This window comes from Nocardioides sp. P5_E3, from assembly GCF_054049275.1.
Genome location: NZ_JBFUMR010000032.1, coordinates 18,977 through 44,051, shown reverse-complemented (window position 1 = coordinate 44,051; position 25,075 = coordinate 18,977). Strand labels below are relative to the sequence as shown.

Sequence of the window (25,075 nt, the reverse complement as noted above, 5' to 3'; positions counted from 1 at the left end):
TCGACGCCAGCCAGGCGGGACTGAGCGGGGCGGCGGGGTCGCGCCCGGCGAACTGCCTACGTCAGTGGGCCACGAGCCCCTCGACGTACGTCACGCGGCGGTCGCGTAGGCGTGGCTGGCAGCCACGACGCCGAGGACGATGGCGAGCTCGGCTTCGTCGCGCGGTCCGAAGACCATCACGAAGCCGGGGGAGAGGCGCGATCCCGCCCACATGTGCGGCCGGCCCCAGCCCTGGGTGACGAGGTCGGCGGCCAGGTCGGGCGGCAGGACGAGGTGCATCGACCCGTCGTGCTCCGGGTGCAGGTGCGCGAACTCGCCGACCTCCGGCACCAGCCACGCCTGCGGGTCGGGCGAGCCCTCGCGGAGGGTGAGCCCTCGCGCGCCGGGCACGGAGATGCGGGACGGACCGACCTCCACACCGGCCAGGGTGCGGAGCTCGTCGAAGAGCCGCTCCTGCAGGTGCGCCGGGGCGTTCTGGGACTCCTGCTGCTGCGGGATGGTCCAGCTCACCTCGGGGCGGGTGCCCGCCCGCTGCGGCAGCTCGCCGTCGGGCAGCGTGGCCCAGCGGACGTCCGACCGCAGGCCGGCCGGGGTGGCGCCGAGCTCGGTCACGTGGGTCAGGCGGTGGGAGATCCAGTCGCCGAGCTGGTGGACGGCGTCGGCGGTGAGCTGGTGGCCGCCCCGCCCGCGGTGGGCGAGGGTCGGGGCGCCCGACTCGGACAGCAGGTAGAGCCAGGTCCGGTCGAGGAGGTCGCGCGGGATGACGTGGTCACCCTCGCCCTGGGCGACGAAGACCGGCAGGTGGGCCAGTCGTCCGGGGTCGGTCGCGAGGCCCGCCTCGAAGGGGAGGGTGCCGTAGAGGATCGCGGCCCCGGCGAACCGGGCCGGGTCGTCGAGCACGAGGCCGCCGGCGAAGGCCGCGCCCCCGCTGAAGCCCACGAGGAGCACGGGACGTCCCGCGGGCGCGACCTCGTCGAGCCAGCTGCGGAACCAGTCCATCGTGCTGCGCAGCGATTCCTCGACCGGGCGCCCGATGCCGCGGTTGGCGAACCACGCGTAGCCGCCGCCCTCGGCGATCGGCGCCCGCACCGCGGCGTACGCCGGCCCGGCCGGCAGGTGCGCGGCGAGGCCGAGGATCTGGGCCTCGTCGGAGCCGCGGCCGTGCAGCAGCACGACCAGCGGCGCCGTCGGGTCGGTGGAGCCGTGCACCGCGACCACCGGTGGGGCGAAGGGAGCCGAGCTCATCGCACGTCTTCCTCGGCCAGCGGGACCAGCTCGCCGGCGGTGCGGACCCCGCCCCAACGGCGTACGTCGCCGGGGAGGTCGAGGCGCTCGACGGGCGCCGCGTCGGCGAAGGCGCCCCACTCGGCGCGGGGCAGCATCCACATCACCTCGAACTCGTTGCCGTCCGGGTCCTTGCCGTAGATGCTCTTGGTGGCACCGTGGCTCGACTCGCCGGTGTAGGCGTCGAGCTCGGCCAGCGTGAGGCGGGCCTGCTCGAGCTCGTCGATCGTGTCGACCTGCCAGGCGAGGTGGTAGAGCCCCAGCCCGCCGCGGGGCCGTGGCGGCTGGGCGCCGACCCCGAACAGGCCGAGGTCGTGGTGGTTGCCCGAGCGGGGGAGCCTCAGGAAGGCGGCGTTCGCGCGGGGCTCGCGCGCCATCACCGTCATGCCGAACGCCCGGGAGTAGAAGGAGATGCTCTGCTCCAGGTCCGACACGTACAGGACGGCGTGGTTGAGGCGGACGGCGTTGACGGTCATGGTGCGCTTCCTCTGGTGGTGCGGTGGGTCGGTGGGTTCTCGGTGGGGGTGGGGCGTGCCGGTCAGGCGGCGACGCCGAAGCCGCCGGTCCAGGAGACCTTCTCGTTCGCGGCGAGGGTGAGCTGCAGGAAGCCGAGGGCCTCGAGCTCACGGGCCCGCTTGAGCGATCCGGCGTCGATGGCGTTGACGCCACCGGAGGTGACGATCCCGGCGAGGGTGGCCTTGGCGTCGGCGTTGTCACCCGCGATCAGGACCGTGGTGGTCAGCGGGCCCACGGTGCTGGAGGCGAGGGTGCCCGCGAAGGTGGTGTTGAAGGCCTTGAGGACCGTGGAGTCCGGCAGGGCGGCGGCGATCTCGGCGGCGGCGGAGCCGTCGGCCGGGACGACGAGGTCGTCGAAGGTCTCGAAGTCGAGCGGGTTGGTGATGTCGACGACGACCTTGCCGGCGAGCTGCTCGCCGCGCTTGGCGATGACCTCGGCGACGGCCGGGTAGGGGACGGCGAGGACGACGACGTCACCGGAGATGGCGGTGTCGACGTCGCTCTGGCCGAGCTGCTGGACGCTGTGGCCGCCCTTGGCCGCGATCGACGCGATGGCCTGGCTCATGTTGCCGGTGCCGATGATGCTGAGGTTCGTCATGGTGCGCTCCTGGGGGGTGGTGTGGCAACCATTTGGTTGTCACTTCAAGTAACACTCTACACGCATTGGTTGTTCCGTCAAGTAAACGCTACCCTTGTCCCATGGAGACCCAGTGGCTCGACCAGACCGAGCGCGAGGCCTGGCTGCGCCTGATCGCAGTGGTCGAGCTGCTCCCGGGGGTGCTCGACACCCAGCTGCGCAGCTCGTCAGGGGCGACCCACTTCGAGTACCTCGTGCTCGCGATGCTCTCGGAGGCTCCCGACCGGACCCTGCGCATGACGGCCCTCGCCCAGCGGACCAACGCCACCCTGCCGCGCCTGTCCCACGTCGTACGACGCCTCGAGGACCGCGCGCTCGTCGAGCGGTTCCCCTGTCCGGAGGACGGCCGCGCCACCAACGCCCGCCTCACCGAGGCCGGGTGGGACGCGGTGGTCGCCGCTGCGCCGGGGCACGTCGACACCGTGCGGCACCACGTCCTGGACCCGCTCACCCGTGAGCAGCTCGGCCAGCTCAAGGAGATCGGTGACGCGCTCCTGTCCCGGCTCGACCCCGACGGGCGGATGACCGCGCTCTACGACCCGGAGCGGTCCGAGTAGGGGGCAGCCGCGGTCGTGCGCCTCAGGCGGCCGGTCCCTCCGCGGCGACGGCCGGCGAGATGTAGAAGTTGTCGCGGAAGAGCCCGGTGGGGTCCCACCTCCGCTTGAGCTCGCGCAGTCGTGCGAGGTGGGCGGGCGGGAACGCGCGCTCCAGCCAGACCGGCCCGATCCCGGTCTCGAAGCTGAGGTAGCTGCCGGACAGGTGCGGCACGAGCCGCTCCCAGGCGTCGTCGAAGCGACTGCTCGCACCGAAGCCCGACAGCGAGAAGGCTGCGCTGCGACCGGCGTACGCCGTCGCGTCGCTCGGCACGTCGCTGACCGCGCCACCCACCGCCCGGATCGAGAAGAAGTACGACGCCCCCGCGTCGAGCAGGTCGGCCACCTCCGCGGACAGCTCGGGCGTGAGGTGGTCCGCCAGTCCCGAGTGGGTGTGCGGCTCGCCCTGTCCCTGCTGCGGCTCGTCGCTGCTGAACAGCCCCATCACCTGGTCGTACGTCGTCAGCACGACGTCCTGCTGCACGAGTGGCGCCACCTCGGCGACCGGCTGCAACCGCTCCACGACGGCCTCGGGGTCGGCGGCGTCGACGACGAGCATCGCCTGCGCGATCCGCCGACCGCCGCGCCGCTGGCCCAGGATGACCTGGCCGGTGAGCGTGCGGTCGGCCTCCTCGATCGCGCGACCCCACCGCTCGAGGAAGGTGGCGGTGTCGCTGGCGTCGAAGGCGACTGGGCGAACGCGATCGTGCCGACGCGCGCCGCGGTGAAGTCGAAGGACGTGGCGATGCCGAAGTTCGACCCCGCCCCGCGCACGGCCCAGAAGAGGTCGGGCTCGTCGTCGGGAGTGGCACGCACGACACGTCCGTCGGCGAGCACGAGCTCGACCGCGGTGAGGTGGTCGATGGTCAGCCCGTGCGAGCGAGCGAACCAGCCCACCCCGCCCGCGGTCGCCAGCCCACCGACCCCCACGCCGCCGTAGTCGCCGCTGCTGATCGCCAGGCCGTGCGGCGCCAGCGTCCTGGCGACGTCGGCCCACCGCGCACCGGGTCCGATGCGGACCGTGCCGGCCTCGACGTCGAGGACCTCGATCGAGCTCAGCGCGCTGACGTCGATGACCAGCCCGCCGTGGTTGAGGGACCGCCCGGAGATGCCGTGACCGGCGCTGAGGATGCCGAGCGGAAGCTCGCGGTGCTCCCGCGCGAACGCCACTGCTCCCTGGACCTCCGGCACGGTCCGCGGCCGCAGGGCCAGGCCGGGTGCGCCGCCGCGCAGGTAGCCGGACCGGTAGCGGGCGTACGCCGCATCACCGGGCTCGACGGCGCGCTCGGCCAGCGCGGCCGGGAGGTCGTCGTACGCGATGCCGGGCAGTCGCCTCGCCAGCGCTGCCGGACCGCGGACGCGGGACCTCTCCTTCGTGCCGCTGGTGCTGCGGGCCTCCGCGACCCGCTCGCGCACCTCGTCGAAGAGGCCGGCGAAGCGGCGCAGCCCGCCCTCGTCGTCGCCCATCACGATGAAGGTGCTGACGCCGTCCTCGACCGCGAGCCGGACCAGGTCGTCGGCCGTCGCCTCGCCGCCGACGTTGAGCAGCCGGGTCACCTCGGCCGGATCCCGGCCGGCGGCGCGGGCTGCCTCGTCGATGGTCGTCATCCCGCGCTGGAGATCGCCGGGCTGGAGGTAGGGGAGTGAGGGCAGCCAACCGTCGGCGACGCGACCGATGAGCCGCAGCATCCGGGGCTTGAGGGCGCCGAGCCAGATCGGCACCTGCCTGGAGGGCGCCGGCCCCCGCTTCGCACCTCGCACGTGGTGGTGGGTGCCGTCCACGGCGAGCACGGACCGATCGCCGGTGTCCCAGATGCCGCGGATGACCTCGATGCCCTCGGTCAGGGCGTCGACCGCCTGGCCGGGCGTGAGCCGCGTGCCGCCGTACGCCTCGATCGCGTCCCAGAAGCCGCCTGCGCCGAGCCCGAGGGCGACGCGGCCGCCGCTGAGCAGGTCGAGGCTGGCCACCGACTTGGCGAGCACGGCCGGCTGGCGGAGCGGCAGGTTCAGCACGTTGCCGGAGAGGTGGATCCTCTCCGTGCGCGCCGCCGCGAACGACATCAGCGTCCACGTGTCGAGGAACGACGGCTGGTAGGGGTGGTCCTGGAAGGTCGCGAGGTCGTAGCCGAGCTCCTCGCTCAGCAGGGTGAGCTGCACGGGCCGGAGCGGAGTCGCGGCCGTGGGGGTGAGGAACGAGCCGAAGCGCAGAGGATGGCCGTAGTCGGGCATGGACCAAGGATCTGCCGCGCTCGCGCGACGGACAAGTGTGGGTAAGTGACTTACGATGGGTAAGTGACCTCGACCCGCACCGCTCCCCGGCACGAGCACCGCCGCGACCTCATCGACGACGCGACGTGCCGCGAGGCGACCCCGATCCTGGAGTTCGTCGGCCGTCGCTGGACCGGCGCGATCATGCTGGCCCTCGGGCGGGGCGCGACACGGTTCGGCGAGGTCGAGGCGGCCGTCGACGGACTCTCGGCCCGGCTGCTCACCGCCCGGCTCCGCGAGCTCGAGGCGCACGACATCGTCGAGCGCGAGGTCGTCCCCACCACACCCGTCCAGGTGCGCTACCGGCTCACGGCGCGCGGGCGCGACCTGCTCGCCGCGCTCCAGCCCCTGATGGCCTACCAGCTGCGCTGGGGGGAGTGACCGGAGCCGGCCGTCCGTCCCCGACTGTGGGGGTCGTGTGGGGCCGGCGTGGGTGGGACGGATGGTCGTGGGGTCGAAGGCTGGTCGGCGACAGCAATCGAGCCGAGAGGGCCAGCCATGAGCACCAGCGCGTTCAGCACCACCCCGACCACCGACCGACCGTGGGTGCACGAGATGGTCATCATCCACCGCGCATTCCGGCGTGAGCTCAGGATCCTGCCGCGGCTGGTCCGCGAGGTCAGCGACGGCGACACGCATCGAGCGGCCACGCTCGCCGGCGCGGTGCGGCTGGTCCTCGGCGGCCTGCACCACCACCACACCGGCGAGGACGTGGTCCTGTGGCCGGCTCTCCTCGAGCGAGCGGCGCCGTCCACCGGGCTCGTCGAGACGATGCAGGCGCAGCACGAGGCCGTCGAGGGTCACATGGAGCACGTCGAGCCGCTCCTCCAGGCATGGGAGACGTCGCCGACGACGGCCCGCGGGGCCGAGCTCGCCGATCTCCTCGATAGTCTCGCTGCTGCCCTCGTCGAGCACCTCGACCTCGAGGAGCGCGAGATCCTGCCGCTCGCGGAGCGCCACGTCACCGTCGCAGAGTGGAACAGCCTCGGCGAGCAAGGCATCGACGAGATGGACCAGAAGCAGCTGCCCATCATCTTCGGCGCCATCCTCGAGGAGTGCACCCCCGACGAGCGCCGCGCGATGCTTGCGAAGGTCCCGTTGCCGGTCCGCCTCGTCCTCCGGACCGTCGGCGCGCGGCAGTACCGGCGCTACGTCACCCGCGTCCGGGGTCGGTGATCCCGGCGACGACGGTCTCCGCGAGCCCTGCCACCTGGACGGTCGTCATGGAGCGTCCGACCTCCCACGCAGCGAGGAAGTCGCGCTCGCCCAGCGCGTCCCGCGCAGCGACCAGCCCGGCGTCGGCGGTCTCGCGGGACGGCGGGAAGAGCGGGTCGACCGCGGTGGCGGCGCCGAGGGTCGCCGCAGCGCCGAAGAGCGTGGCGGCGGCCAGGAGGTCCCCGGACCGCGCCGCCACGCCGGCGAGGGCCGGCACTGCGTACCCGATCGTCCAGGTGAGTCGCAGCGGCCACGCAGTGCGGAGGGACTCCCCGAGGAGCACCGCCGCGCCCGTGTCGTCGCCGAGCACCTCGCGCAGCGTCGCCGCGGTGTTGAGGGTGGTCGCCAGGGTGAACTCGTTGCCGAGCGCTCGAGCGGCGCCGAGCGCCTCCTCGAGCAGAGCCCGGGCGTCGTCGACGGCACCTCCGACGAGCGCCGCCTGACCGAGTCCGATGAGGAGGTGGAGGGAGATCCACCGCTCCGCGTCACCGTCCGGCAGCTGCAGGTCCGGCCGCAGCAGGTACGACGCTGCGTCGAGGTCCCCCGCGAACACGGCGGCCAGACCCGCGAGCACCATGGCCTCGCCCTCGACGGTCGGGTCCCCGACCCGGCGCGCCAGCGGCAGGGCAACGGCGGCCTCCCGCCTCATGCCGGCGACGTCTCCGACGACGAGCATCAGTCCCATGCGGGCGACCGCGGCGCGCACGACAGCGGCGTCCGAGCCGGCGCCGTTGAGGCGGTCGAGCCATCCCAGACCCTCGCGCGCGTACCCGCGCAGGCCGAGGTGCAACCACAGGGACATGACGAGCTCGGCGGCGTCGGCGTGACGGTCGAGCTCGAGCAGGCGGAGGTAGGCGGAGCGCAGGTTGGCGTGGTCGGCCTCGAGGCGGTCGAGGACGAGGCCGATCCCGCTGGACCGCAGCCGACGGTGGGCCTCGCAGGCCAGCGCGCGGAAGTGCGCGGCGTGCGCCTCGGCCGTGGGGAGGGCGACGCCCGCTGCCTGCGCCTGCACGGCGGCGTACTGCCGCACCGGCTCGAGCAGCCGGAAGCGCGCGATCGGGTCCGGTGCCAGCACCGGCACGACGAGCGACTGCTCGACGAGCGACGTCAGGGCGGGGAGGACGTCGTCCGAGCCCTGCGCGCCACCGGAACCGCCGACGACGGCCTCGATCGAATCGAGCGAGAATCCGCCGGAGAAGACCGACAGGCGCATCAGGAGGTCCCACTCCTCGGGCTCGAGGAGGTCGGCGCTCCAGTCGAGGACGGTCGTCATCGTCCGCTGCCGGTCCGGGAGGTCGCGGGGTCCGTGACCGAGGCCGGGGTCGAGCCCCCGCTTCTCGAGTCGGGCGAGCAGGGCCTCCGGCGGCAGGACCCGGGCTCCGGCGGCGGCGAGCTCGAGTGCCAGGGGGAGGCCGTCGAGGCGCCGGGCGATTCCGGCCAGGGTGGCCGCGGTCTCCGGAGTCACGGTCCACTGGACGCCGGTGGCCGCCGCACGGTCGAGGAACACCGAGACCGCTGGCGACGCGGCGACGGAGGCGGGATCGTCGCCCTCGGGGAGTGCGAGCGGGCCGACCGGGACCTCGCGCTCGGCGCGGACCCGCAACGGGGCGCGGCTCGTCGCGACCACGGTGAGCCCGGTGGCGCGCGCCAGGAGGTCGGCGACCGCCGGAGCAGCGGCCAGGACCTGCTCGACGTTGTCGAGGACGACGAGGACGCGCCGCCCCGCGAGGTGCGCGGCCAGTCGGTCGGCGAGCCCGGCGGAGTGGACACCCTCCACGACCCCCAGTGCCGTCGCGACGCGGGGCAGGACGACGGCGGGGTCGCGCACGGCCGACAGGTCGACGAACGTCGTGCCGTCGGGGAAGGAGCTTCCGGCCCGCGCCAGCACCTCGGTCGCCAGCCGGGTCTTGCCCACCCCGCCCGGCCCGGTCAGCGTGACGAGTCGTCCGGTGGTCTCGGTGGTCTCGGTGGTCTCGGTGGTCTCGGCGACGAGGTCGAGGAGTCGACGGAGCTCCTCGCTGCGCCCGATAGTCCGGCCGGTCGGTGACGGCACGACAGAGGCGGGCCGCTCCGCCTGCGGTGACGAGCCGTCGACCTGCATGGACGACGACGTGGGCGAGCGGCGCGGGACCGCAGACAGGAGCCCGGCGCGCTCGCCGTCATCAAGACCGAGCCCGTCCGCGAGCGAGCGGACCGTGTGAGGGTAGGGGCGCCGCCGCTCGCCGCGCTCGAGGGCGCCGATCGCCTTGGCCGTGACCCCGGACCGCTCGGCGAGCTCCTCCTGGGTCAGCGACCGCGACTCGCGCAGGCCCCGGAGCGCACCAGCGAACGCACCCGGTCCCGTGTCGGCCTCCACGGGGCAGACGCTAGTGGCTCGGACGGCCCTGTCGGCAGGGCCTGTGCCGGCACGACAGTGGTGTGGGAGCGGTGTGGGTGCCCTGTGGGTGGGGTGGCGCCGGCGGCCGCCGGAAGGTGGGACGTGGCGGCATGAGGCCGTCCACGAGGGAAGGAACCCCCATGACCACGACGCAATCGGTAGTCGCTCCATCGGGCACGTCGAGGGTGCGGACCGCGACGTACGGCCGGCAGATGTCCGGGGTGATGCTCGCCGCGTTCGCGCTGTCCGTCGTCCACACCGTGTATGCCGCGGTGGCAGGCATCGAGGACCCCACCTTCACGGTCACGACGCCGCTGGCGTGGGGCTTCTACGCCACGGCGTTCGCCGTGTCGGCGCTGGCCCGGAGGCCCGGGCGCGCCGCGCAGGCCACGGTGCTCGCGTTCCTCGCGGCCATCCTCGTCATCGCGTTGTTCTACTACCCGACGACGTTCGGACCCGAGCAGCAGACGGTGTTCGGGTGGTTCGAGAACGATGTCTACGTCGGACTGCTCGCGGTGGCGACCTACCTCGGGGTGCAGCGCTGGCGTGGGACGGTCATCCGGCCGTCGTAGGCAGGCACGTCGGGGCCCGGGCCAGGTACACCTAGATGCCGAGCCCGAGCAGCCCCAGCGGCTCGGACATCTCGCTCTCCTCGTAGGCGAAGTGCGACTCGAGGTCGGCCCGGAGATCCGCGACGGCAGTGACCAGCTCGCCGATCCGACCGGGGTCGGTCCGCACGGCGACCGCCAGGTCGTCGACCCGCTCGAGGTGGTCGTGGACGACCAGGTGCTCCTCGGCCAGGCGGGCCGCGACGGGCGCGTACGCCTCCATCGTCGCGACGGCCGGGAACATGTTCTGGTCCTCGATGGTGTGGTGCATCGTCAGGAAGCGGCAGACCTGCCCGCAGAGCCCGGCGACCTGCTGGGCCGTCAGCGACGGCGCCAGCCCGTGGACCCCCGCACGGACGGCCTCGACCTCGCTCGCCCCGTCGCTCGCCCCGGCACCTGACGCGTCCTGGAGGGCGTCGACGGCCCGGGTCAGGGTCTCCAGCTGGTGGCGGAAGTGGTCGTGGACCATCCGCAGGTGGTCGCCGGCCGCGCGCTGGCGCGGCTCCAGCTCGACCGAGCCCGCGACGCGTGGTCGGGTGGCGTCATCGATGGGCGGCACGCGGCCGAGCCTACGGGCGGCCCCGCGCCGAGTTGCCTCATCGAGGGGATACCACGCGTCCGCGGCCCGTCACTAGATTCATGAGGTTGGCAGCCGACCGCCTTCGGCATCGGGTCGAACGCGTGCGCCGGCCGCCCGAGAGGGAGCGATGAAGACTGCGTCCAAGCTGTTGATCGCGAGCACGACCTCCGTCCTGCTCGCCACCGCGGCCGCCTCATCCGGATCCGGGGCCGTCCAGACCGTCACCACCACCAAGGCACATCCGGGCCACTCGGCCCACGGTGTCACCCCGAGCGACCCGCGGGCCAAGAAGTTCGTGAAGGGTGTCTCCGTCCCGGAGATCACCGAGCACCAGGTCGCCCTGCAGCAGATCGCGTCCCTCAACAACGACACCCGCGAGGTGTTCTCGAGCGGCTACCAGGAGTCGCTCGACTACGTCGTGTCGACGCTGCGCGCCGCCGGCTACCAACCCAAGGTCGACCAGTTCAACTTCCCGTTCTGGGCGGAGACCCAGCCACCGGTCCTCAACATGGTCGCGCCGACGCCCAAGACGTACGTCCCCGGCGACGCCGAGGACAGCGACCTGCCCAGCGCCGACTTCATCACCATGGCCAACTCGCCGACCGTGGCGCTCACCAACGCTCCCGTGTTCCCGGTCGGCGGCATCGTCGACCCGCCCACGGGCGGCTCGGCCAGCGGCTGCGCGGAGGGTGACTACGCCGGCGTCTCCGGCAAGGTCGCGCTCGTCCAGCGCGGCACGTGCGCGTTCGTCACGAAGTGGTCGCTGGCTCAGGCGGCCGGGGCCACGGGCGTGATCATCTACAACGAGGGCAACACGCCCGCGCGGCAGAACCCGATCTTCGTGGACAACCAGCCCGACCCGCCGGCGACCATCGCCGCGGTGATCACCAGCTACACCCTCGGCAACGAGCTGCTGCAGGCCTACAAGCAGGGCCAGAACCCGACGGTCGACTTCAAGGTCTACGGGACCTTCACGGACCGCTTCCTGCCGCAGGTGATCGCGGAGACGCGTGGTGGCGACCCCAACCACGTCGTCGTGGTCGGCGCGCACCTCGACTCCGTGCCTGCGGGTCCGGGCATCAACGACGACGGCTCCGGCACGGCGACGCTGCTCGCCCAGGCCGAGGAAGTGGCCGACGGGCACTACAAGCTGCGCAACAAGATCCGGTTCGCGTGGTGGGGCGCCGAGGAGAACGGGCTGGTCGGATCGACCTACTACGCCCACAGCCTCAGCCAGCGTGAGGTCGACAAGATCGACGTGATGCTCGACTACGACATGCTCGCCTCGGCCAACTACATCCGCGGGGTCTACGACGGTGACGGAAACGCCGCGCCGGACAACCCCGCCGGGCCGGAGGGCTCGGGCAAGGTCGAACAGGTCTTCGACGACTGGTTCACCGCCCAGGGGCTCGAGAGCGCGCGTCGGCCGTTCGACGGTCGGTCCGACTACGTGGGCTTCACCGACCGCGGGATCCCGTCGGGCGGCGTCTTCGCCGGCGCCGAGGAGGTCAAGACGGCCGAGGAGGCCGCGGTCTACGGCGGTGCGGCAGGCTCGTGGCTCGACCCGTGCTACCACCAGATCTGCGACAACCTGATCACCGTGCTCACCGGGGTGCCGCCGCTCGACGCCGAGGGTCTGGCACCTGAGGGGACCGAGGCCGACAAGCGCGCGGCACAGCGGGCGATGGCCGGTGGTGCGATCAAGAGCCTCACCGAGCTCTCGGCCGCTGCCAGCTACGGCGTCTACTACTTCGCAGCCTCGAAGGACCCCTTCAGCGCGAAGGTCCACAAGGCCCGCAAGACGGCCAAGGCCGGCAAGACCGGTCGTGACTACCGGTGGCACGGCCACGGGAACCCGGTCCGCCGCTAGCGAGGACGACAGGAGCCGCAGGTCAGCACCTGACCTGCGGCTTCTTCGTGCCCTGCGCGCCGCAGCCTCAGTCGTCGACAGCAACGGGCTCGGCGCGTGGGCCGGCTCGCGACGGGACTTGCCGACGCGTGGTCAGTCAGCCATGATTGACTCAATAGTTGTTGAGCGAATGGTTGAGCGATGGACTTCGACGGACGGGTGGCGGGCTTGTCGGCCTTGGCTGACCCGGCCCGCCTGCGCATCGTCGACCTGCTCGGCGCCGGCGACGCGTCTCCTGGAGAGCTGCGCGCCGAGCTCGGGTTGCCCTCGAACCTGCTGGCCCACCACCTGAAGGTCCTGGAGGACGCCGGCATCGTGTCCCGGCACCGCTCGCACGCGGACAAGCGCCGCACGTACCTCCGGGTGCACCGCGGCAGGTTGGCCGGTCTGCTACCCGCTGCGTCGTCGACAGCTGGTCCCGCAGCGGAACGAGTGGTGTTCGTGTGCACTGCGAACTCGGCGCGTTCGCAGCTGGCGGCGGCGCTCTGGCGGGAGGCCAGCCCCATCCCGGTCACGTCCGGCGGCACCCACCCCGGTGCGGCCGTCGCCCCCGGTGCCCTGGCCGCGGCCCGGCGCCATGGACTGGCCGTGGTCCAGGAACGACCCCAGTCGCTCGACGGCTTGCTGCGCGACGGTGACTACGTCGTGACGGTGTGCGACGCCGCCCATGAAGAGCTCGTGCCTGCTGACTCCACGTCCGACGCACGGCTGCACCTGGCGGGCGTGAGCCACTGGTCGGTGCCAGACCCCGTGGCCGCCGGCACCGATGCCGCCTTCGATGCCGCGTACGACGACATCGCCGGTCGCGTGGCCGACCTCGCCGCCCGCCTCCACCGCACCCCTGGTGCCACGACTCCCAGGAGCACACCGTGACCACCGACCAGCAGCCGGAGGCAGGCGACGACGTCCTGCACGGCCTCTCCACCCTGGACCGGTTCCTACCGGTGTGGATCGGTGTCGCGATGGTCGGCGGGCTGCTGCTCGGTCGTCTCGTCCCGGGACTGGACGACGCCCTGGCGGCCGTCGAGGTCGGCTCGGTGTCGCTGCCCATCGCCATCGGCCTGCTGGTGATGATGTACCCGGTGCTGGCGAAGGTCCGCTACGACGAGCTCGGCCACGTCACCGGCGACCGGCGCATGCTGGGGACGTCCATCGTTCTCAACTGGGTGCTCGGGCCGGCCCTGATGTTCACGCTCGCGTGGCTGATGCTGCCGGACCTGCCGGAGTACCGCACCGGCCTCATCATCGTCGGGCTCGCACGCTGCATCGCGATGGTGCTCATCTGGAACGACCTGGCCTGCGGGGACCGGGAGGCGGCGGCCATCCTGGTCGCGCTGAACGCGGTCTTCCAGATCGTCGCGTTCGCCGTCCTCGGCTACTTCTACCTCGAGGTCCTGCCCGGCTGGCTCGGCCTCGAGCAGGCTGCGCTGGAGGTGTCCATGTGGGACATCGCCGTCTCGGTGCTGGTGTTCCTCGGCATCCCGCTGTTGGCGGGCTTCCTGACCCGCACGCTCGGCGAACGCGCCCGCGGCCGGGAGTGGTACGAGTCGACGTTCCTGCCTCGCATCGGCCCCATGGCCCTGTACGGCCTGTTGTTCACCATCGTGCTGCTGTTCGCCCTCCAGGGCGACACCATCACCAACCAGCCGCTCGACGTCGCCCGCATTGCGCTACCGCTGCTGGTGTACTTCCTGCTCATGTGGGGCGGCTCGATGCTGCTCACCAGGGCCCTCGGCTTCGACTACGAACGCGCCACCGCCGTGTCGTTCACCGCAGCGGGCAACAACTTCGAGCTCGCCATCGCGGTCGCCATCGGGGTCTTCGGCGTCACCTCCGGCCAGGCACTGGCCGGGGTCGTCGGACCCCTCATCGAGGTGCCGGTCCTCGTCGCGCTGGTCTACGTGAGCCTGTGGGCACGCCGTTTCTTCACCAGCACCAACCCCGCCACTTCCCGACCCGCACGCTCAGATGCAGGAGCATGACGATGACCCACGCCGCCTCCGAACCGGCCAGCCACGTCGAGACGGCGGACGTCCCGCAGGTCGTCTTCGCCTGCGTCCGCAACGGCGGCCGTTCCGTCATCTCCCGCGTCCTGACCGAGCACTACGCCGGCGGTCGCGTCATCGCCCTCTCGGCCGGAACTCAACCCGGTGAGCACGTCCACCCCGAGGTCGCCGACGCGCTGGAGAAGCTCGGCCTCGACACCTCGGCCGAGACGCCGACCAAGCTGACCCGGGAGACCATCGAGGCCTCGGTCATGGCCATCACGCTCGGGTGCGGCGAGGAGTGCCCCTACGTGCCCGGCGTGAAGTACGTCGACTGGCCGGTCGCGGACCCGGGCGGTCAGGACGAGGAGACGGTGCGCCGCATCATCGCCGACATCGACGGTCGCGTACGTCAGCTTCTCGTCGAGCTCGACCCGGACATCCAGCTGCCGCCGTCCGTCCTGGCCTGAGCCACGGGCCGGCGGTTGGAGCCGGTCAGGCGTCCTTGCGACGCTCGAGGAGCACGGTGTCCCGCCACACTCCGTCGAGCTGCGCGATGCGCGACCGGACTGCGAGGGTGGCGTAGCCGGCTGAGTGGTGCAGCGCGATCGAGGCTCGGTTCTCGGGGAACACCGAGGTCTGCAGCGTCCAGAGGCCGCCGGCGTCGGCCTCGTTGACCTGGCGCCAGAGCAGCGCCTTGCCCACGCCGCGACCGCGGGCCGACTCGGCGACGTACACCGAGCTCTCACCGACGCCGGCGTAGCACGCGCGCTCGGAGACCGGCGAGATCGCCGTCCACCCGACGACCCGGGTGACCCCGTCGACGTCAGCCTCGGCGACCCACCGGTGGCCGGGCAGCCACTTCGTCGCCATCGTGCTCACCTCGGGCGCTTCGGTCTCGAAGGTGGCGTTGCGGGTGGCGATGCCCTCGGCGTAGATGTCGCGCACGACCGGGAGGTCGTCGTCGGTCATCGCACGGGTCGTGACGTCAGCGGGCAGGTCCTCCGGGCAGCAGGGCCGCGCGGCGAGCGTGCCCATGACGACGTCGGCGGCGTGCGGGAGGCCCGTGCAGCAGGCCGGGTTGACCGAGACGTGCTTGCTGGTGCCGACGCGGTCGACGTTGAGGAACCCGACCTCGGCGAGCTTCTGCACGTGGTGGGTCACGGTGGGCTGGCCGATGCCGAGCTCGAGCGCCAGGTCGCCGATGCGGATGTGCCCGGCCGGTGCGGTGGAGACGGCGTGGAGCAGTCGCACGCGCGTGGGGTCGGACAGCGTCGAGAACCAGCCGGCGAACGTCTCGGCCTCGTCGCGGTCCAGCACCAGTGGCGCATCCATCGCCGGCCCGGACGCGGCGTCATCACACGGGGATGCCGCGCCGTCGAGGGCATCCGCGGGCGTCTCGACGGTCTCGTCCTGCGTCGTGGTGGTCACGTCCACACCTTACATCGAAGACTGTCGATGAGACCCTTGCGTTCATCGACTCAGGTCGATACTGTCTCATTACATCGATCCCCGTCAATGCTCCAGGAGATGTTGTGACCACCTCAGCCAGTCCCACCCCTGCCGCTTCCCTGCCGGTTGCCATCATCGGCGCCGGCCCCATCGGCCTCGCAGCTGCCGCGAACGCCTCCGAGCGCGGCATGGACTTCGTCGTCCTCGAGGCCGGCCCGGATGCCGGTGCCGCGGTGGGCGAGTGGTCGCACGTCCGGCTGTTCTCGGCCTGGTCCGAGCTCGTCGACCCCGCCGCACGCCGTCTGCTGGACGCCGCCGGCACGTGGGCAGCACCCGACGACGACGTCTACCCGACCGGCGGGGAATGGCGCGACGCGTATCTGCACCCGTTGGCGGCGCTGCTCGACGGCCTGGATGGCGGCTCGGTGCGCTACGGCGCCCGCGTGGTGGGTGTGAGCCGTGCCGGTCGTGACCTGATGGTCGACTCCGGGCGCGAGGGCGACCCGTTCGCCGTGCACGTCGAAGGTCCCCTGGGACGCGAGCGGCTCCTCGCCAGCGCCGTCGTGGACGCGTCAGGCACCTGGACCAGCCCCAACCCCCTCGGCGCCGACGGCTACCCCGCCCTGGGCGAGACGGAGGACGCCGCCCGCTTCACCTACGGCATCCCCGACTTCCGGGACCCGGCCGTCGCCGCCCGGTACGCGGGCAAGCACGTCGCCGTCGCCGGCAAGGGCGCCTCGGCCCAGGGCGTCCTCATCGGCCTCGCCCAGGTTGCCAGGACCGACTCCGCCACCCGCGTGTCGTGGCTGCTGCGCCGCCCGTCCGTGGGGGACGCGTTCGGAGGTGGCGACAACGACCAGCTCGAGCAGCGCGGCAAGCTCGGCCAGGACGCCAAGGCCGCCGCCGCGAGCGGGCTGGTGACCAACGTGACCCAGTTCCGCACCGAGTCCGTGACCACCCAGGCCGACGGCCGCCTCACCATCGCCTCGGTCAACGGCCAGCAGGTCACCGACGTCGACGAGGTCATCGTCGTCACCGGCTTCCGCCCTGACTTCACGTTCCTGTCCGAGGTCCGCCTCGACCTCGACCCCGCCCTCGGGTCCGCGCGCATCCTGGCCGACCAGATCCACCCGGACCACCACAGCTGTGGCGACGTCCGACCACACGGCCACCGAGAGCTGGCCCAGCCTGAGCAGGGCCTGTTCCTGGTGGGGATGAAGTCCTACGGCCGCGCGCCGTCGTTCCTCGCGATGACCGGCTACGAGCAGGTCCGCTCGGTGGTGGCAGCCCTGGACGGCGACTTCGAGGCCGCCGACAGGGTCGACCTGGTGCTTCCCGAGACCGGGGTCTGCAACGGAGCCGGCACGTTCGACGACCCCGACGCCGTCGCGCTGGCCGGGGTCGGCGGAGGGTGCTGCGGCCCCGCCCCGGCGGACGGCACGCCGCTCCGGCTCGAGCCCCAGCTGCTGACCATCGGCGCGCCGGTTGCGGCCGGCGCCGGTGTGACCTCTGCTGCGAACGAGGAGAGTAGCTCGGGCTGCTGCGGATGACGCAGCGCCCGGCGACCGGCGCCGGCGCCGTTCGAGCCGGCCTCGCCGGCCCCGGGGCCGCATCGACTGCGGTCCCGGGGCTGTCCCGTGCTGTCGCCGTGCTGTGCGTCACGGAGATCGTGTCGTGGGGCGTGCTCTTCTACGCCTTCCCGGTCCTGTCCAGCAGCATCAGCGCGGACGAGGGTTGGCCGATGGTCTGGCTGGTCGCAGCCTTCACCCTCGCGCTCGTGGTCTCCGGCGGTTGCGGCATCTGGGTGGGCCGCCGCATCGACCAGGTCGGCCCGCGCGTCGTGATGACTGCCGGGTCGGTCGTGGCCGTCGCGTCGATCGCGGCCCTGGCTGCAGCGCCGAGCCTCCTGTGCTTCTTCGCCGGATGGGTGTTCGCCGGCGCTGCGATGTCCGCCACCCTGTACGCCCCCGCGTTCGCCGCTGTGACCGGATGGAGCGGCGACGACTCGGTGCGTCGCGTCCGGTCGCTGACCGCCATCACGCTCGTCGCAGGGCTGGCGTCGACCGTCTTCGCGCCGTTGACCGCCCTGCTGCTGTCCGAGCTGGGGTGGCGCGGTGCCTACGCGGCGCTCGCAGCCGTGCTCCTGATGACCGTGCCGCTGCACGCGTGGGGGCTCCGCCCACCGTGGACGTCGACCCGCACACGGAACACGACGAGCGACGAGGGCAGCCAGACCGAGCCATCAGCCGAGTTCGACCCACGCGCCTTCACGCTGCTGGTCGTCGCCCTGGCGCTGGCCGGCTTCGCCGTCCACGCCGTCGTCATCAACCTCGTGCCACTGCTGACCAGCAACGGGCTCACGACCACCCAGGCTGCCACCGCCCTKGCCGTGGGTGGCGTCGGGCAGGTGGTGGGCCGGCTGTTCTACGGCCCGGTGTTCAGTCGGCTGGGACCGACTGCCCGCACGATCGGAACGGTCGCGGGAGTTGTCGTGACCACGGGCGCGCTCGCGGTCTGGCAATCACCGTTCCTGTTGGTGTGCGTGCTGACGTTCGGCTCAGGCACGGTGCGCGGCATCTTCACCCTCATCCACGCCACCGCCGTCGTGGACCGGTGGGGTGTGGGCGACATCGGGCACCGCAACGGCATCCTGACCGGCGCCATCACGGCCACCTCGGCGTTCGCGCCGTGGGTGGGCGCGCTGTTCGCTGCCCTGCTCGGGTCGTACGACGCCACGTTCGCGGTGCTTGCGGGTGTGGCGGCGATGTCGATGTTCGTCATGCCTCGCGCCCGCCGGTCACGCAGGATCCGCTGAGGCCGTCGAGCCGGAGGACGGACCGTCTCCGGGCCGGTCCCTGAGACGGAGAAGGCCCACCTCCCTGTCCGGGAAGCGGGCCCCTCGCGTTCTGATCTGCGCGCCTGTAGGGATTCRAACCCCAAACCTTCTGATCCGTAGCGGCGCGTAACGGTCTTCGAGCCCATTCGAGTTCCGGCATCCTCGAGAGGCGCTTGTCAACGTTTGCGCAGGTCAGAGGCCTGCTGGGTGCCGTGTGAGGGCTCGTGATGGGCCGTTCGGCAAATCGTTATCAAACGGCTTCTGGAGGGGTTCCTGCAATCGTTCCTGCACCGCCGGTAGTGGGTCGACGGTCTCGTGGAACGTCTTCTAGCGACCACAGTCGCTGCTGCTGCGACCGATTGCTGCGACGGACAACCAGTGACACCAAAGGCACATCACTCCGCTGAGGGTCTGATGCACGAACGAGTAGTGGTTCGGGCTGCCCCACCGTTTTGGTTCGAGTGCCGCTGGCAATCTGACAGCGGTGATGGGGTGGTTCTCGGAGACTAGTTCGTACTCGGTCGGACTTGCCTGTTAGTCATCCGCATACAGGCGATTGGCGACCCAGCGATTCGTGACCGTTGATGCGGGCRTCCCCGGAAACCGCTCGGGAACGAACTTCACTAACGTGCGTCGCGGAACGTCAACGGCGCCGGGGTTGCTCGGCGAGCCACGCAAGCAACTCGTCGAAGCGTGAGTCCATCAGCGCAGGCGGTGCGGCCTCGACGCGTTGTCGGATGGAATGCAACGTCTCACCAGTGAAGGCGGCGTCTCCGCGGGCCATGGACGAGCGAACGGTCTCGCGCGCATGATTCAACTCTGCCAGCAAGGTTGAACGCTCCACATCCAGGGAGTCCTTCGGCGCCGCGACGTCAACTGGTCGGGCGGGTGGTGGTCCATGAGCAGGCCCGAGTGCGTAGTTGGGGGTTGCCTCCGGCAGGCCCAGTTGACTGGCCATCTCCTCCAGCAACGGTTGCCACGCAGCCGGAGCGACGCTGCTCCTGATGTCGGCCACGAGGTCGTCGGCAAACGACTGGATGCGCGGCACACCGGTCCTGGTCTCACTCGGTGTCGCGGTGTCTGCCGGTTCTGCCGGTACGGCCGGATCCCGCGAACCGGCGTTCGTGGGCGGTGGCGCGGCGTCCGCGAGCGGCGGAGCGGGGTCGGCGTAGAAGTCGAACTCAGGGCAAACGTCGTTGATGTATTTCTCATAGATCGGGTCATCGGGCAGGATCCTGGCCCGGCCAGTGGCCATGAGACCCGGCCGCTGCCGCTCCGGGGGCAGGTCGGCGAGATGCAGCACACCGTCTACGCCACGCCAGGAAGAGCGCAGGCGACCGCGCCGGAGCTCCGCGAGATACTCGGCGTACCCGCTCTCGCTCCAACCCGGAGGCGTCGGAAGATCCGTGCGTGGCTCGGGCGTCTCGGGAAACCGCACCTCCGACGCCTTGGCAGACGCGGGGTCGTCGGCGGCGATCGACGCGACGGTCACTCTGTTCGCTTGCAGGTCGAACGTGGCAAGCATGCGCTGGCCGCGCTTGGCGCCGACGGCCGCGATGGACGGACCCCAGCCCCATGAGAAGGTGTGCTCCGCTGAGAACTTCACGATGCCGCAGTGCTTGTCACCCTGCGTGCTGGCAGCGAAGTCGCCGCCTTCACGTAGTTCGGGAGGCCACCTGCGGCCGACGGTCCTCGAGTTGAGGAAGGACCGTGTGACTCGAAAGCTCACGACGAAGCGTCCGTCGGCATCCCAGCTGTCCTCGAACTCGAGCGGTTCCTGTTGCTCACGCACAGAGGCTTGGATCTCCTTGACCCGCTCCGGGGACGGGTTCGAGCCGAGAAGACCCCACACGTACCTGCCGTGGTCGACGATGACCTCGGCGAAGGTGAGCCACATGCCCGCGGTGCTGCGATTGACGCCCGCATCGACGGCCGCGTTGATCACGTCTTCACGAGAACCCACATGCGAGGGCATAGCGAGAAGGGCGTCGACGAGGCGGCGCTTCGAGTCCGCGAGAACGTCCCGATAGTCGAGCTCGGCCTCGCTCCCCACCAATGTGCCGTCGAGACGGAACTCGGGATGGATGCGGAAGAAGGCCTTCGCTTGCTCGACCGTGACTGTGGCATCGGTGCCCCGGAACGCACTGAGTCGCTCAAACGCGTCGACGACCGTCGCCACCGGAAGAGGGGTCGAGACGGACAGCATGTTGCGGGTGATGTTGCGCAGACGCACGTCGTCCTGGTTGCGGGAGAGCGAGACGAACCAACCGCGCTCCTCATCGGCCCAGTCGAGCCAGCCGCTCGTGTCGACCACGAGGCGTACGACATTCCCGCTGAAGGGGTGCCCATCATCCTCGGCTAGCAATTCGACGACGTCGTCGACCGTGCCGAGCCCAGGAACACCGATGTATCTCCGGGCGTGCCTCTGGACCCGCTGCCGGTCTCCTGCTGTCAGCCCGACGACGCCGTCTGTGTGGCTCAGTGCCTGGCCGGCGAGAGCGAGGGTCTCGCGCAGGGCGTCGATGTGCCACCGGGTAGCGGTGATCCCCTCCTCGATGAGGGTGTCGAGGACGTAGGTCTCGGGGAGTATCGAGTCCTGGACCAAGTCCATCACCCGGTCGGCGCCGGGGATCCAAACGCGGTCCGCCAGGGCATCGTTGACCTTGGTTGCGATCTGACGCATCCGCTCGCGGGTCTTGCCGACCAGCGCTGCCGCCTCGTCAAGGGTGCCAGGCGGTCGACCATCCCAGCCGAAGCGGCGCAGCACGGGAGGGATCCATGTGTCCACGAGAGACGACGTCAGGTCCGTCGCGCGGAGGCAGGAGCTGGCGAGCATCCAGGTCTGCTCCTCGAGCGGCACCCTGGGCAGGGCGCGCGCCCAGGCCACCGTCGTTGACGACCAGCGGTGGAGTGCCTCGTCCGAGTCGCGGGCAGAGTGGAGCAACAGCAGAGCAGGGTCGACAGCGTCATGCAGCAGGATCGGTGCCCCCCGTCCGGCCGGGAACGGCTGCGGCAGCCGGAGGTCGTTGGTGAGGACACGGTCGGAGCCCTCGAGCTCGCCGATCAGGCGGACTAGTCCCTCGGTACTTATGAGCTCGGCCGCAAGCAGCTCTTCTCGGAAGACGCGCTCGAACAGGGGCGTCGACGAGCTATTGACGGTGCTTAGTGACGTCGTGGGATGCGTGGTGGTCTGCGCCCCGGTTGAACTACCAGGCGCCCCTTTTGAGTTGAACGCCGGGTTCGGCTTCTCGACCCTCTTTGCCTGCGCATGCCACTGTGCAGCTCCCTTGGGAAATTCCTTCTTCTCGTCTGCCATCGTGGCCTCCACGATCTGGGCTTCGACCAGTATCTGCGCGATTGCTCTGGCAGAACAGCCCGGGCTGCTTACGCGCACGACGCCCAGCGCGTCACCGTAGAGGCTCACATCCGCAAAGAATTGCGCGTCTGCCGCGTCGGCCGCGTCTGCCGCGCCTGGTGCACCCGCGGCTGGGGTGGAGCTCGCGCCCGGGCAGACGCCGCGGAGGGCTCTGACTCGCCATGAGCCGATGGAGCGTCCGGCGACGCTGCGACCTCAGACCGATGGTTCAGGACCAAGAGCGAACTACCGATGATCGACGGCCACAGCGACGGCGTCGGCCTTGTAGGGAGTGAGGTCCATGGAGGCGACGGAGCCTGCGATCAGGGCGTTGTGGCCGTCCCGGTGAACCGCTTCCGGAGCGCGGGGGATCGCGCAGTCATGAGCCGACCGTAGGGGTCTGTTTCCCCGTAGGGAAGGGGTGGAGTCGATGCGGTGTCCAGCGCGAACGACCCAGGCCATGACCGACGCTTGTGCGGTCGAGTAGGTGGGCAAGACAACCCCATGTTCCCCATCCACGCGCGCGTCTGGACCGTGGTCGGCGTGACCCGCGAGGATGAGACCGGACGACGGGAGGAGAGCGATGCCCAGACCTCGCGGGCGGGATCAGGGCGCGGCGATGGAGCGCCTGGCTCGAATCGTCAGCCGGTTGAGCGCGTCGGAGCTCGGCGTCACCGTCGATGAGCTGCTGAGGGTGGCCGGCTTCCCCCAGAGTGACTCGGGCAAGCGGCAGCTTCAGCGTGAGCTGAAGCACTTGGCGGCGCAGGGTTGGGTGATCGACAACGTCGCCCGCCCCGGCACGTCGGCGCAGTACAAGCTGCGCGCACGAGACAACCGCCTCACCGTGCGGCTGAGTGTGCCGCAGGCCGCGGCGCTCCAGCGGGCAGTCCTCGTCGCTCAGAGAGAGGACCTGGTCAAGCGGCTCGGGCTGCCCGACGAAGTACCGGCCGCAGCGCCTACCGCCGAGGTCCGGGTCGCGGAGTACGCCGAGGTTCTCGACGAGGTGATGGCCACGCTGAAGCACCGCGGACGCCTGCATTGCCGCTACAACGGCAAGGAACGGCTGGTCGATCCGCAGGTGCTCGAGCCCAGGTACGGCGATTGGTACCTACGGGTGTTGGAGAACGACGCGGAGCCAGACGCCGAGAACCTCAAGACCTTCCTCGTCTCGCGGATGAGCGAGACCCGGATGGTCGACCCGGGTCACGGACGACGCGTCGAGGGTCGCCGACACGTCGCACTTCATCCACTCGGATGGGAGCGGGATCCGCCGGTTGAGGTGGTGCTGCGGACCGCGCCCGGCTACCGCGCTGACGTAGTGCGCTGGATGCGCGAGCCGGCCGGCGAGGAGGAGAAGGACGGTCGGCTGGAGATGCGCTACCAAGTCACGAACCGGTCGGCGTTCCGGCACCGGCTCTACGAGCTCGGGACCCGTGTCGAGGTGCTGGGACCACCCGAGTTTCGTGCCGAGCTCCTCGCCGAGCTCAGCGCCTTCGCCGACGGGCGACAGGCATGACCGCGCCGCACTACGTACACCGCTTCGCGCGACTGCCCCAGGTCCTCGAGCTGCTGGCGGCCTACCCCGACGGACTGTCGATCGACGACCTGGCCGAGCAGGCGCGGGTGCCCTCGGCGGAGGTGCGACAGGACCTGATCTGGTTCACGACCGCCCAGGGCGACGTGGCGGTGCTGGATCGGCCGATGATCTGCTTGGAGTTCCTCTCGGCGGATGGCGTCGACCTTGATGACGCGAGCGAGGCCGAGCTGGTGCGGCTGAGCGGTTACGACGGGCTCGAGGAGCTCGGTGTCGAGTACGTCACTGCCGGCGAGCTGGCCCTGCTGTACGCCGCCGGGCTGTTGCAGCGCGACCTCGACCCCGACGACATTCACCTCGCCGAGGCGTTGGGTGTCCTGGAGGAGACCATGCGAGGCGAGTCCAGGAGCTCCACCCAGGCACACCGTCGCTACGACGACGTGATCGACCCACTCAAGCAGGCGGCGAACGAACACCGACGGGTTCACATTCGCTACTCGCGTGCCTGGCGGGAAGGAGTGACCGACCGGATCATCGAGCCCTACCGGCTGATCCACGCCCGCGGTGCATGGGAGGTCGACGCCGGCCCGCTGGACGAGAACGACGACCTGCGAACCTTCTTGCTGACCAACATCCGTTCGGCGAACCTCCTCGACGAGACCTTTACCCCACCCGATGACCTGCCCGGCCGGCTCGAGCGACAACGGGCCACGACCACTGTCCGAGTCCGGCTCCCGCACGCGTCACGCTGGGCCGCCGGCCACTACGCCGAGACGGAACGGGCCGTGGCCGAGGACGAGGAATTCGTCACTCTTGACGTGGACCTGCTGCCCCCGCTGCTGGACCGAGCCGGGAAGCTCATGCTCGCCGCTGGCCCAAAGGCCGAACTGGTGGCACCTGCCGAGCTGAGTGGGGCCGCCGCTGCGGTCGCTCGCAAGTTGCTTGAGCACCACTCCGCGAGCGCCTGCTGACGTTTACGTAGAACGGACGTTTGCGCAGGTCAGAGCGGGTTTCCGAGCGGGCATTTGTGTCCGGGGTCTGGCACAGAATGCAGCCATGAACCTCGACCAGAGTGCCCCGATCCCGCCCACTTCGTACACATCGCGAGCCGCCTTCCGCGCGGCGCGCAACCGCCACCTCGTCGCCCTGTCCGGCACCGGCATGAGCCTCCAGGAGATGGGCGACCTCTATGGGCTCACCCGGGAGATGGTTCGCCAGATCCTCGCTCACGCCGGCATATCCGGAGAAGAGCGCCGCCAGATGCGCCGCCGGCGGGCCGAGCTGCTGCGCGAGGCGGACCGGGAGGTGGTCCTGGCGTGGGCGCAGGCCAACCCCGGTTGTACCCGTAGGGAGGCTGCGGAGGCTCTCGGCATGACGTCCCAGCGGCTCTCCGAAGCGATCGGTGGCGAGGCCGGCGGTGTGTTCGTCACTGAGCCGAGGTGCCGCGACCGCGTCTACTCCGGCTGTGCCATCGCCCGGCAGATCCAAGCGGCCGCGGCCGAGATCGGCAACCCGCTGTCGAAGAACGACTACGACGCCTACGTCGTGGCCAACGGCGGCATCACCAGTGTCCGGATCCTGCAGCGGTTTGGCGGCAGCTGGAACGCGGCCTGCCGGGCCGCGGGCCTGGAGGTCAACCGAGGTCGCCCCAGCTACATCCGCCGCTGGAGCAACGCAGACCTGGTCCTGCACGTCGTCGACTACCTGGAGTCCAAGGGCGCGACCGGGAGCTACGCGGACTTCGACCGGTGGTCCCGCCTCGACGCCGACCGGCCCAGCGCGCAGACCGTGCGAAATCACGTCGGGCCTTGGACAGGGACCAAACGCCTTGCGCTCCAGGAACAGTCCCGGCTGCGCAGCGCGGCCCACGACTACGCCGCCTGACCCACCGCCCCCCGATCCAACACCTCCAAGGAACGAGCCTCA

Annotated in this window: 22 protein-coding genes; 13 read left to right on the top strand and 9 right to left on the bottom strand. The window is 71.0% G+C overall.

Translation table 11 applies throughout. The annotated features are described in order from the left end of the window. Positions 1 to 90: 90 nt before the first annotated feature. From ACXJKB_RS18570 to ACXJKB_RS18560, 3 genes are all read right to left on the bottom strand, one after another. Positions 91 to 1,245: a luciferase domain-containing protein gene (locus ACXJKB_RS18570; RefSeq protein WP_457190985.1), complete on the bottom strand. Its 1,155-nt coding sequence runs from the start codon at positions 1,243 to 1,245 to the stop codon at positions 91 to 93. Next, the gene (locus ACXJKB_RS18565) at positions 1,242 to 1,760 is read right to left on the bottom strand and encodes a VOC family protein (protein WP_457190983.1); all 519 of its coding nucleotides are present in this window, start codon (positions 1,758 to 1,760) and stop codon (positions 1,242 to 1,244) included. Before ACXJKB_RS18565 ends, ACXJKB_RS18570 begins: the two co-directional genes overlap by 4 nt. Before the next feature lie 62 nt (positions 1,761 to 1,822). Continuing rightward, a complete protein-coding gene (locus ACXJKB_RS18560; protein ID WP_457190981.1) occupies positions 1,823 to 2,398 on the bottom strand; it encodes an NADPH-dependent F420 reductase in 576 nt (191 codons plus the stop codon). A 101-nt stretch (positions 2,399 to 2,499) separates the two neighbouring features. On the opposite strand from ACXJKB_RS18560, the gene ACXJKB_RS18555 reads away from it, so the two are divergent. Next, a complete protein-coding gene (locus ACXJKB_RS18555) occupies positions 2,500 to 2,994 on the top strand; it encodes a MarR family winged helix-turn-helix transcriptional regulator (RefSeq protein WP_457190979.1) in 495 nt (164 codons plus the stop codon). Between the two features lie 22 nt (positions 2,995 to 3,016). On the opposite strand, the gene ACXJKB_RS18550 is transcribed toward ACXJKB_RS18555, so the two are convergent. Together ACXJKB_RS18550 and ACXJKB_RS18545 are read right to left on the bottom strand one after the other, a co-directional pair. Continuing rightward, positions 3,017 to 3,589, bottom strand: coding sequence for a BBE domain-containing protein (locus ACXJKB_RS18550; RefSeq protein WP_457190977.1), 573 nt, complete (start codon positions 3,587 to 3,589; stop codon positions 3,017 to 3,019). Next, positions 3,493 to 5,259: an LLM class flavin-dependent oxidoreductase gene (locus tag ACXJKB_RS18545; RefSeq protein WP_457190975.1), complete on the bottom strand. Its 1,767-nt coding sequence runs from the start codon at positions 5,257 to 5,259 to the stop codon at positions 3,493 to 3,495. Before ACXJKB_RS18545 ends, ACXJKB_RS18550 begins: the two co-directional genes overlap by 97 nt. A gap of 63 nt (positions 5,260 to 5,322) precedes the next feature. On the opposite strand from ACXJKB_RS18545, the gene ACXJKB_RS18540 reads away from it, so the two are divergent. Together ACXJKB_RS18540 and ACXJKB_RS18535 are read left to right on the top strand one after the other, a co-directional pair. Next, complete coding sequence (locus ACXJKB_RS18540; RefSeq protein WP_457190973.1) at positions 5,323 to 5,679, top strand: winged helix-turn-helix transcriptional regulator; 357 nt, start codon at positions 5,323 to 5,325, stop codon at positions 5,677 to 5,679. Between the two features lie 117 nt (positions 5,680 to 5,796). Beyond that, complete coding sequence (locus tag ACXJKB_RS18535) at positions 5,797 to 6,474, top strand: hemerythrin domain-containing protein (protein ID WP_457190971.1); 678 nt, start codon at positions 5,797 to 5,799, stop codon at positions 6,472 to 6,474. Here the strand turns inward: ACXJKB_RS18535 and ACXJKB_RS18530 are convergent. Further along, on the bottom strand, positions 6,452 to 8,869 hold the full coding sequence (locus tag ACXJKB_RS18530; protein WP_457190969.1) for an ATP-binding protein: 2,418 nt from the start codon (positions 8,867 to 8,869) through the stop codon (positions 6,452 to 6,454). The two genes, ACXJKB_RS18535 and ACXJKB_RS18530, sit on opposite strands and share 23 nt — an antisense overlap. Before the next feature lie 161 nt (positions 8,870 to 9,030). On the opposite strand from ACXJKB_RS18530, the gene ACXJKB_RS18525 reads away from it, so the two are divergent. Next, a complete protein-coding gene (locus ACXJKB_RS18525) occupies positions 9,031 to 9,462 on the top strand; it encodes a hypothetical protein (RefSeq protein ID WP_457190967.1) in 432 nt (143 codons plus the stop codon). Positions 9,463 to 9,493: 31 nt separating this feature from the next. Here ACXJKB_RS18525 and ACXJKB_RS18520 read toward each other — a convergent pair whose 3' ends face one another. Further along, positions 9,494 to 10,057, bottom strand: a complete 564-nt coding sequence (locus ACXJKB_RS18520) for a hemerythrin domain-containing protein (RefSeq protein WP_457190965.1) — start codon at positions 10,055 to 10,057, stop codon at positions 9,494 to 9,496. A 148-nt stretch (positions 10,058 to 10,205) separates the two neighbouring features. Here ACXJKB_RS18520 and ACXJKB_RS18515 point away from each other — a divergent pair, with 148 nt between their 5' ends. The 4 genes from ACXJKB_RS18515 (at position 10,206) to ACXJKB_RS18500 (ending at position 14,442) form a co-directional block, all read left to right on the top strand. After that, on the top strand, positions 10,206 to 11,948 hold the full coding sequence (locus tag ACXJKB_RS18515; protein WP_457190963.1) for a M28 family metallopeptidase: 1,743 nt from the start codon (positions 10,206 to 10,208) through the stop codon (positions 11,946 to 11,948). A 180-nt stretch (positions 11,949 to 12,128) separates the two neighbouring features. Beyond that, positions 12,129 to 12,860 carry an arsenate reductase/protein-tyrosine-phosphatase family protein gene (locus tag ACXJKB_RS18510; protein ID WP_457190961.1) on the top strand — a complete coding sequence of 244 codons (732 nt, stop codon included), beginning with the start codon at positions 12,129 to 12,131 and terminating at the stop codon, positions 12,858 to 12,860. Further along, entirely contained in the window at positions 12,857 to 13,969 is a 1,113-nt protein-coding gene (arsB, locus tag ACXJKB_RS18505; RefSeq protein WP_457190959.1) for an ACR3 family arsenite efflux transporter, read from the top strand. The genes ACXJKB_RS18510 and arsB overlap by 4 nt, the downstream gene beginning before the upstream one ends. Positions 13,970 to 13,971: 2 nt before the next feature. Then, entirely contained in the window at positions 13,972 to 14,442 is a 471-nt protein-coding gene (locus ACXJKB_RS18500) for an arsenate-mycothiol transferase ArsC (RefSeq protein ID WP_457190957.1), read from the top strand. Positions 14,443 to 14,467: 25 nt separating this feature from the next. Here the strand turns inward: ACXJKB_RS18500 and ACXJKB_RS18495 are convergent, their stop codons facing one another. Beyond that, the gene (locus ACXJKB_RS18495) at positions 14,468 to 15,403 is read right to left on the bottom strand and encodes a helix-turn-helix domain-containing GNAT family N-acetyltransferase (protein WP_457190955.1); all 936 of its coding nucleotides are present in this window, start codon (positions 15,401 to 15,403) and stop codon (positions 14,468 to 14,470) included. A 104-nt stretch (positions 15,404 to 15,507) separates the two neighbouring features. Between ACXJKB_RS18495 and ACXJKB_RS18490 the strand changes: the two genes are divergently transcribed. Further along, positions 15,508 to 16,974 (top strand): NAD(P)-binding protein, encoded by a 1,467-nt coding sequence (locus tag ACXJKB_RS18490; protein ID WP_457190953.1) that lies wholly within the window; start codon positions 15,508 to 15,510, stop codon positions 16,972 to 16,974. Beyond that, complete coding sequence (locus ACXJKB_RS18485; protein ID WP_457190951.1) at positions 16,971 to 18,239, top strand: MFS transporter; 1,269 nt, start codon at positions 16,971 to 16,973, stop codon at positions 18,237 to 18,239. Before ACXJKB_RS18490 ends, ACXJKB_RS18485 begins: the two co-directional genes overlap by 4 nt. Positions 18,240 to 18,903: 664 nt before the next feature. Here ACXJKB_RS18485 and ACXJKB_RS18480 read toward each other — a convergent pair. Then, positions 18,904 to 21,684 carry a hypothetical protein gene (locus tag ACXJKB_RS18480; protein WP_457190949.1) on the bottom strand — a complete coding sequence of 927 codons (2,781 nt, stop codon included), beginning with the start codon at positions 21,682 to 21,684 and terminating at the stop codon, positions 18,904 to 18,906. Positions 21,685 to 22,198: 514 nt separating this feature from the next. Between ACXJKB_RS18480 and ACXJKB_RS18475 the strand changes: the two genes are divergently transcribed. The 3 genes from ACXJKB_RS18475 to ACXJKB_RS18465 all read left to right on the top strand — a co-directional run bounded on the left by ACXJKB_RS18475 (position 22,199) and on the right by ACXJKB_RS18465 (position 25,033). After that, a complete protein-coding gene (locus ACXJKB_RS18475) occupies positions 22,199 to 23,131 on the top strand; it encodes a helix-turn-helix transcriptional regulator (RefSeq protein WP_457190947.1) in 933 nt (310 codons plus the stop codon). Further along, positions 23,128 to 24,120 carry a WYL domain-containing protein gene (locus ACXJKB_RS18470; protein WP_457190945.1) on the top strand — a complete coding sequence of 331 codons (993 nt, stop codon included), beginning with the start codon at positions 23,128 to 23,130 and terminating at the stop codon, positions 24,118 to 24,120. Before ACXJKB_RS18475 ends, ACXJKB_RS18470 begins: the two co-directional genes overlap by 4 nt. An 85-nt stretch (positions 24,121 to 24,205) precedes the next feature. Further along, the gene (locus ACXJKB_RS18465) at positions 24,206 to 25,033 is read left to right on the top strand and encodes a homing endonuclease associated repeat-containing protein (protein WP_457190943.1); all 828 of its coding nucleotides are present in this window, start codon (positions 24,206 to 24,208) and stop codon (positions 25,031 to 25,033) included. Positions 25,034 to 25,075: the final 42 nt, after the last annotated feature.

Excerpts from the sequence above, each read along its gene's own strand:
- ACXJKB_RS18570 (WP_457190985.1), bottom strand. The coding sequence starts at position 1,245 with ATGAGCTCGGCTCCCTTCGCCCCACCGGTGGTCGCGGTGCACGGCTCC.
- ACXJKB_RS18565 (WP_457190983.1), bottom strand. The coding sequence starts at position 1,760 with ATGACCGTCAACGCCGTCCGCCTCAACCACGCCGTCCTGTACGTGTCG.
- ACXJKB_RS18560 (WP_457190981.1), bottom strand. The coding sequence starts at position 2,398 with ATGACGAACCTCAGCATCATCGGCACCGGCAACATGAGCCAGGCCATC.
- ACXJKB_RS18555 (WP_457190979.1), top strand. The coding sequence starts at position 2,500 with ATGGAGACCCAGTGGCTCGACCAGACCGAGCGCGAGGCCTGGCTGCGC.
- ACXJKB_RS18550 (WP_457190977.1), bottom strand. The coding sequence starts at position 3,589 with ATGCTCGTCGTCGACGCCGCCGACCCCGAGGCCGTCGTGGAGCGGTTG.
- ACXJKB_RS18545 (WP_457190975.1), bottom strand. The coding sequence starts at position 5,259 with ATGCCCGACTACGGCCATCCTCTGCGCTTCGGCTCGTTCCTCACCCCC.
- ACXJKB_RS18535 (WP_457190971.1), top strand. The coding sequence starts at position 5,797 with ATGAGCACCAGCGCGTTCAGCACCACCCCGACCACCGACCGACCGTGG.
- ACXJKB_RS18525 (WP_457190967.1), top strand. The coding sequence starts at position 9,031 with ATGACCACGACGCAATCGGTAGTCGCTCCATCGGGCACGTCGAGGGTG.
- ACXJKB_RS18515 (WP_457190963.1), top strand. The coding sequence starts at position 10,206 with ATGAAGACTGCGTCCAAGCTGTTGATCGCGAGCACGACCTCCGTCCTG.
- ACXJKB_RS18510 (WP_457190961.1), top strand. The coding sequence starts at position 12,129 with ATGGACTTCGACGGACGGGTGGCGGGCTTGTCGGCCTTGGCTGACCCG.
- ACXJKB_RS18500 (WP_457190957.1), top strand. The coding sequence starts at position 13,972 with ATGACCCACGCCGCCTCCGAACCGGCCAGCCACGTCGAGACGGCGGAC.
- ACXJKB_RS18475 (WP_457190947.1), top strand. The coding sequence starts at position 22,199 with ATGCCCAGACCTCGCGGGCGGGATCAGGGCGCGGCGATGGAGCGCCTG.
- ACXJKB_RS18470 (WP_457190945.1), top strand. The coding sequence starts at position 23,128 with ATGACCGCGCCGCACTACGTACACCGCTTCGCGCGACTGCCCCAGGTC.
- ACXJKB_RS18465 (WP_457190943.1), top strand. The coding sequence starts at position 24,206 with ATGAACCTCGACCAGAGTGCCCCGATCCCGCCCACTTCGTACACATCG.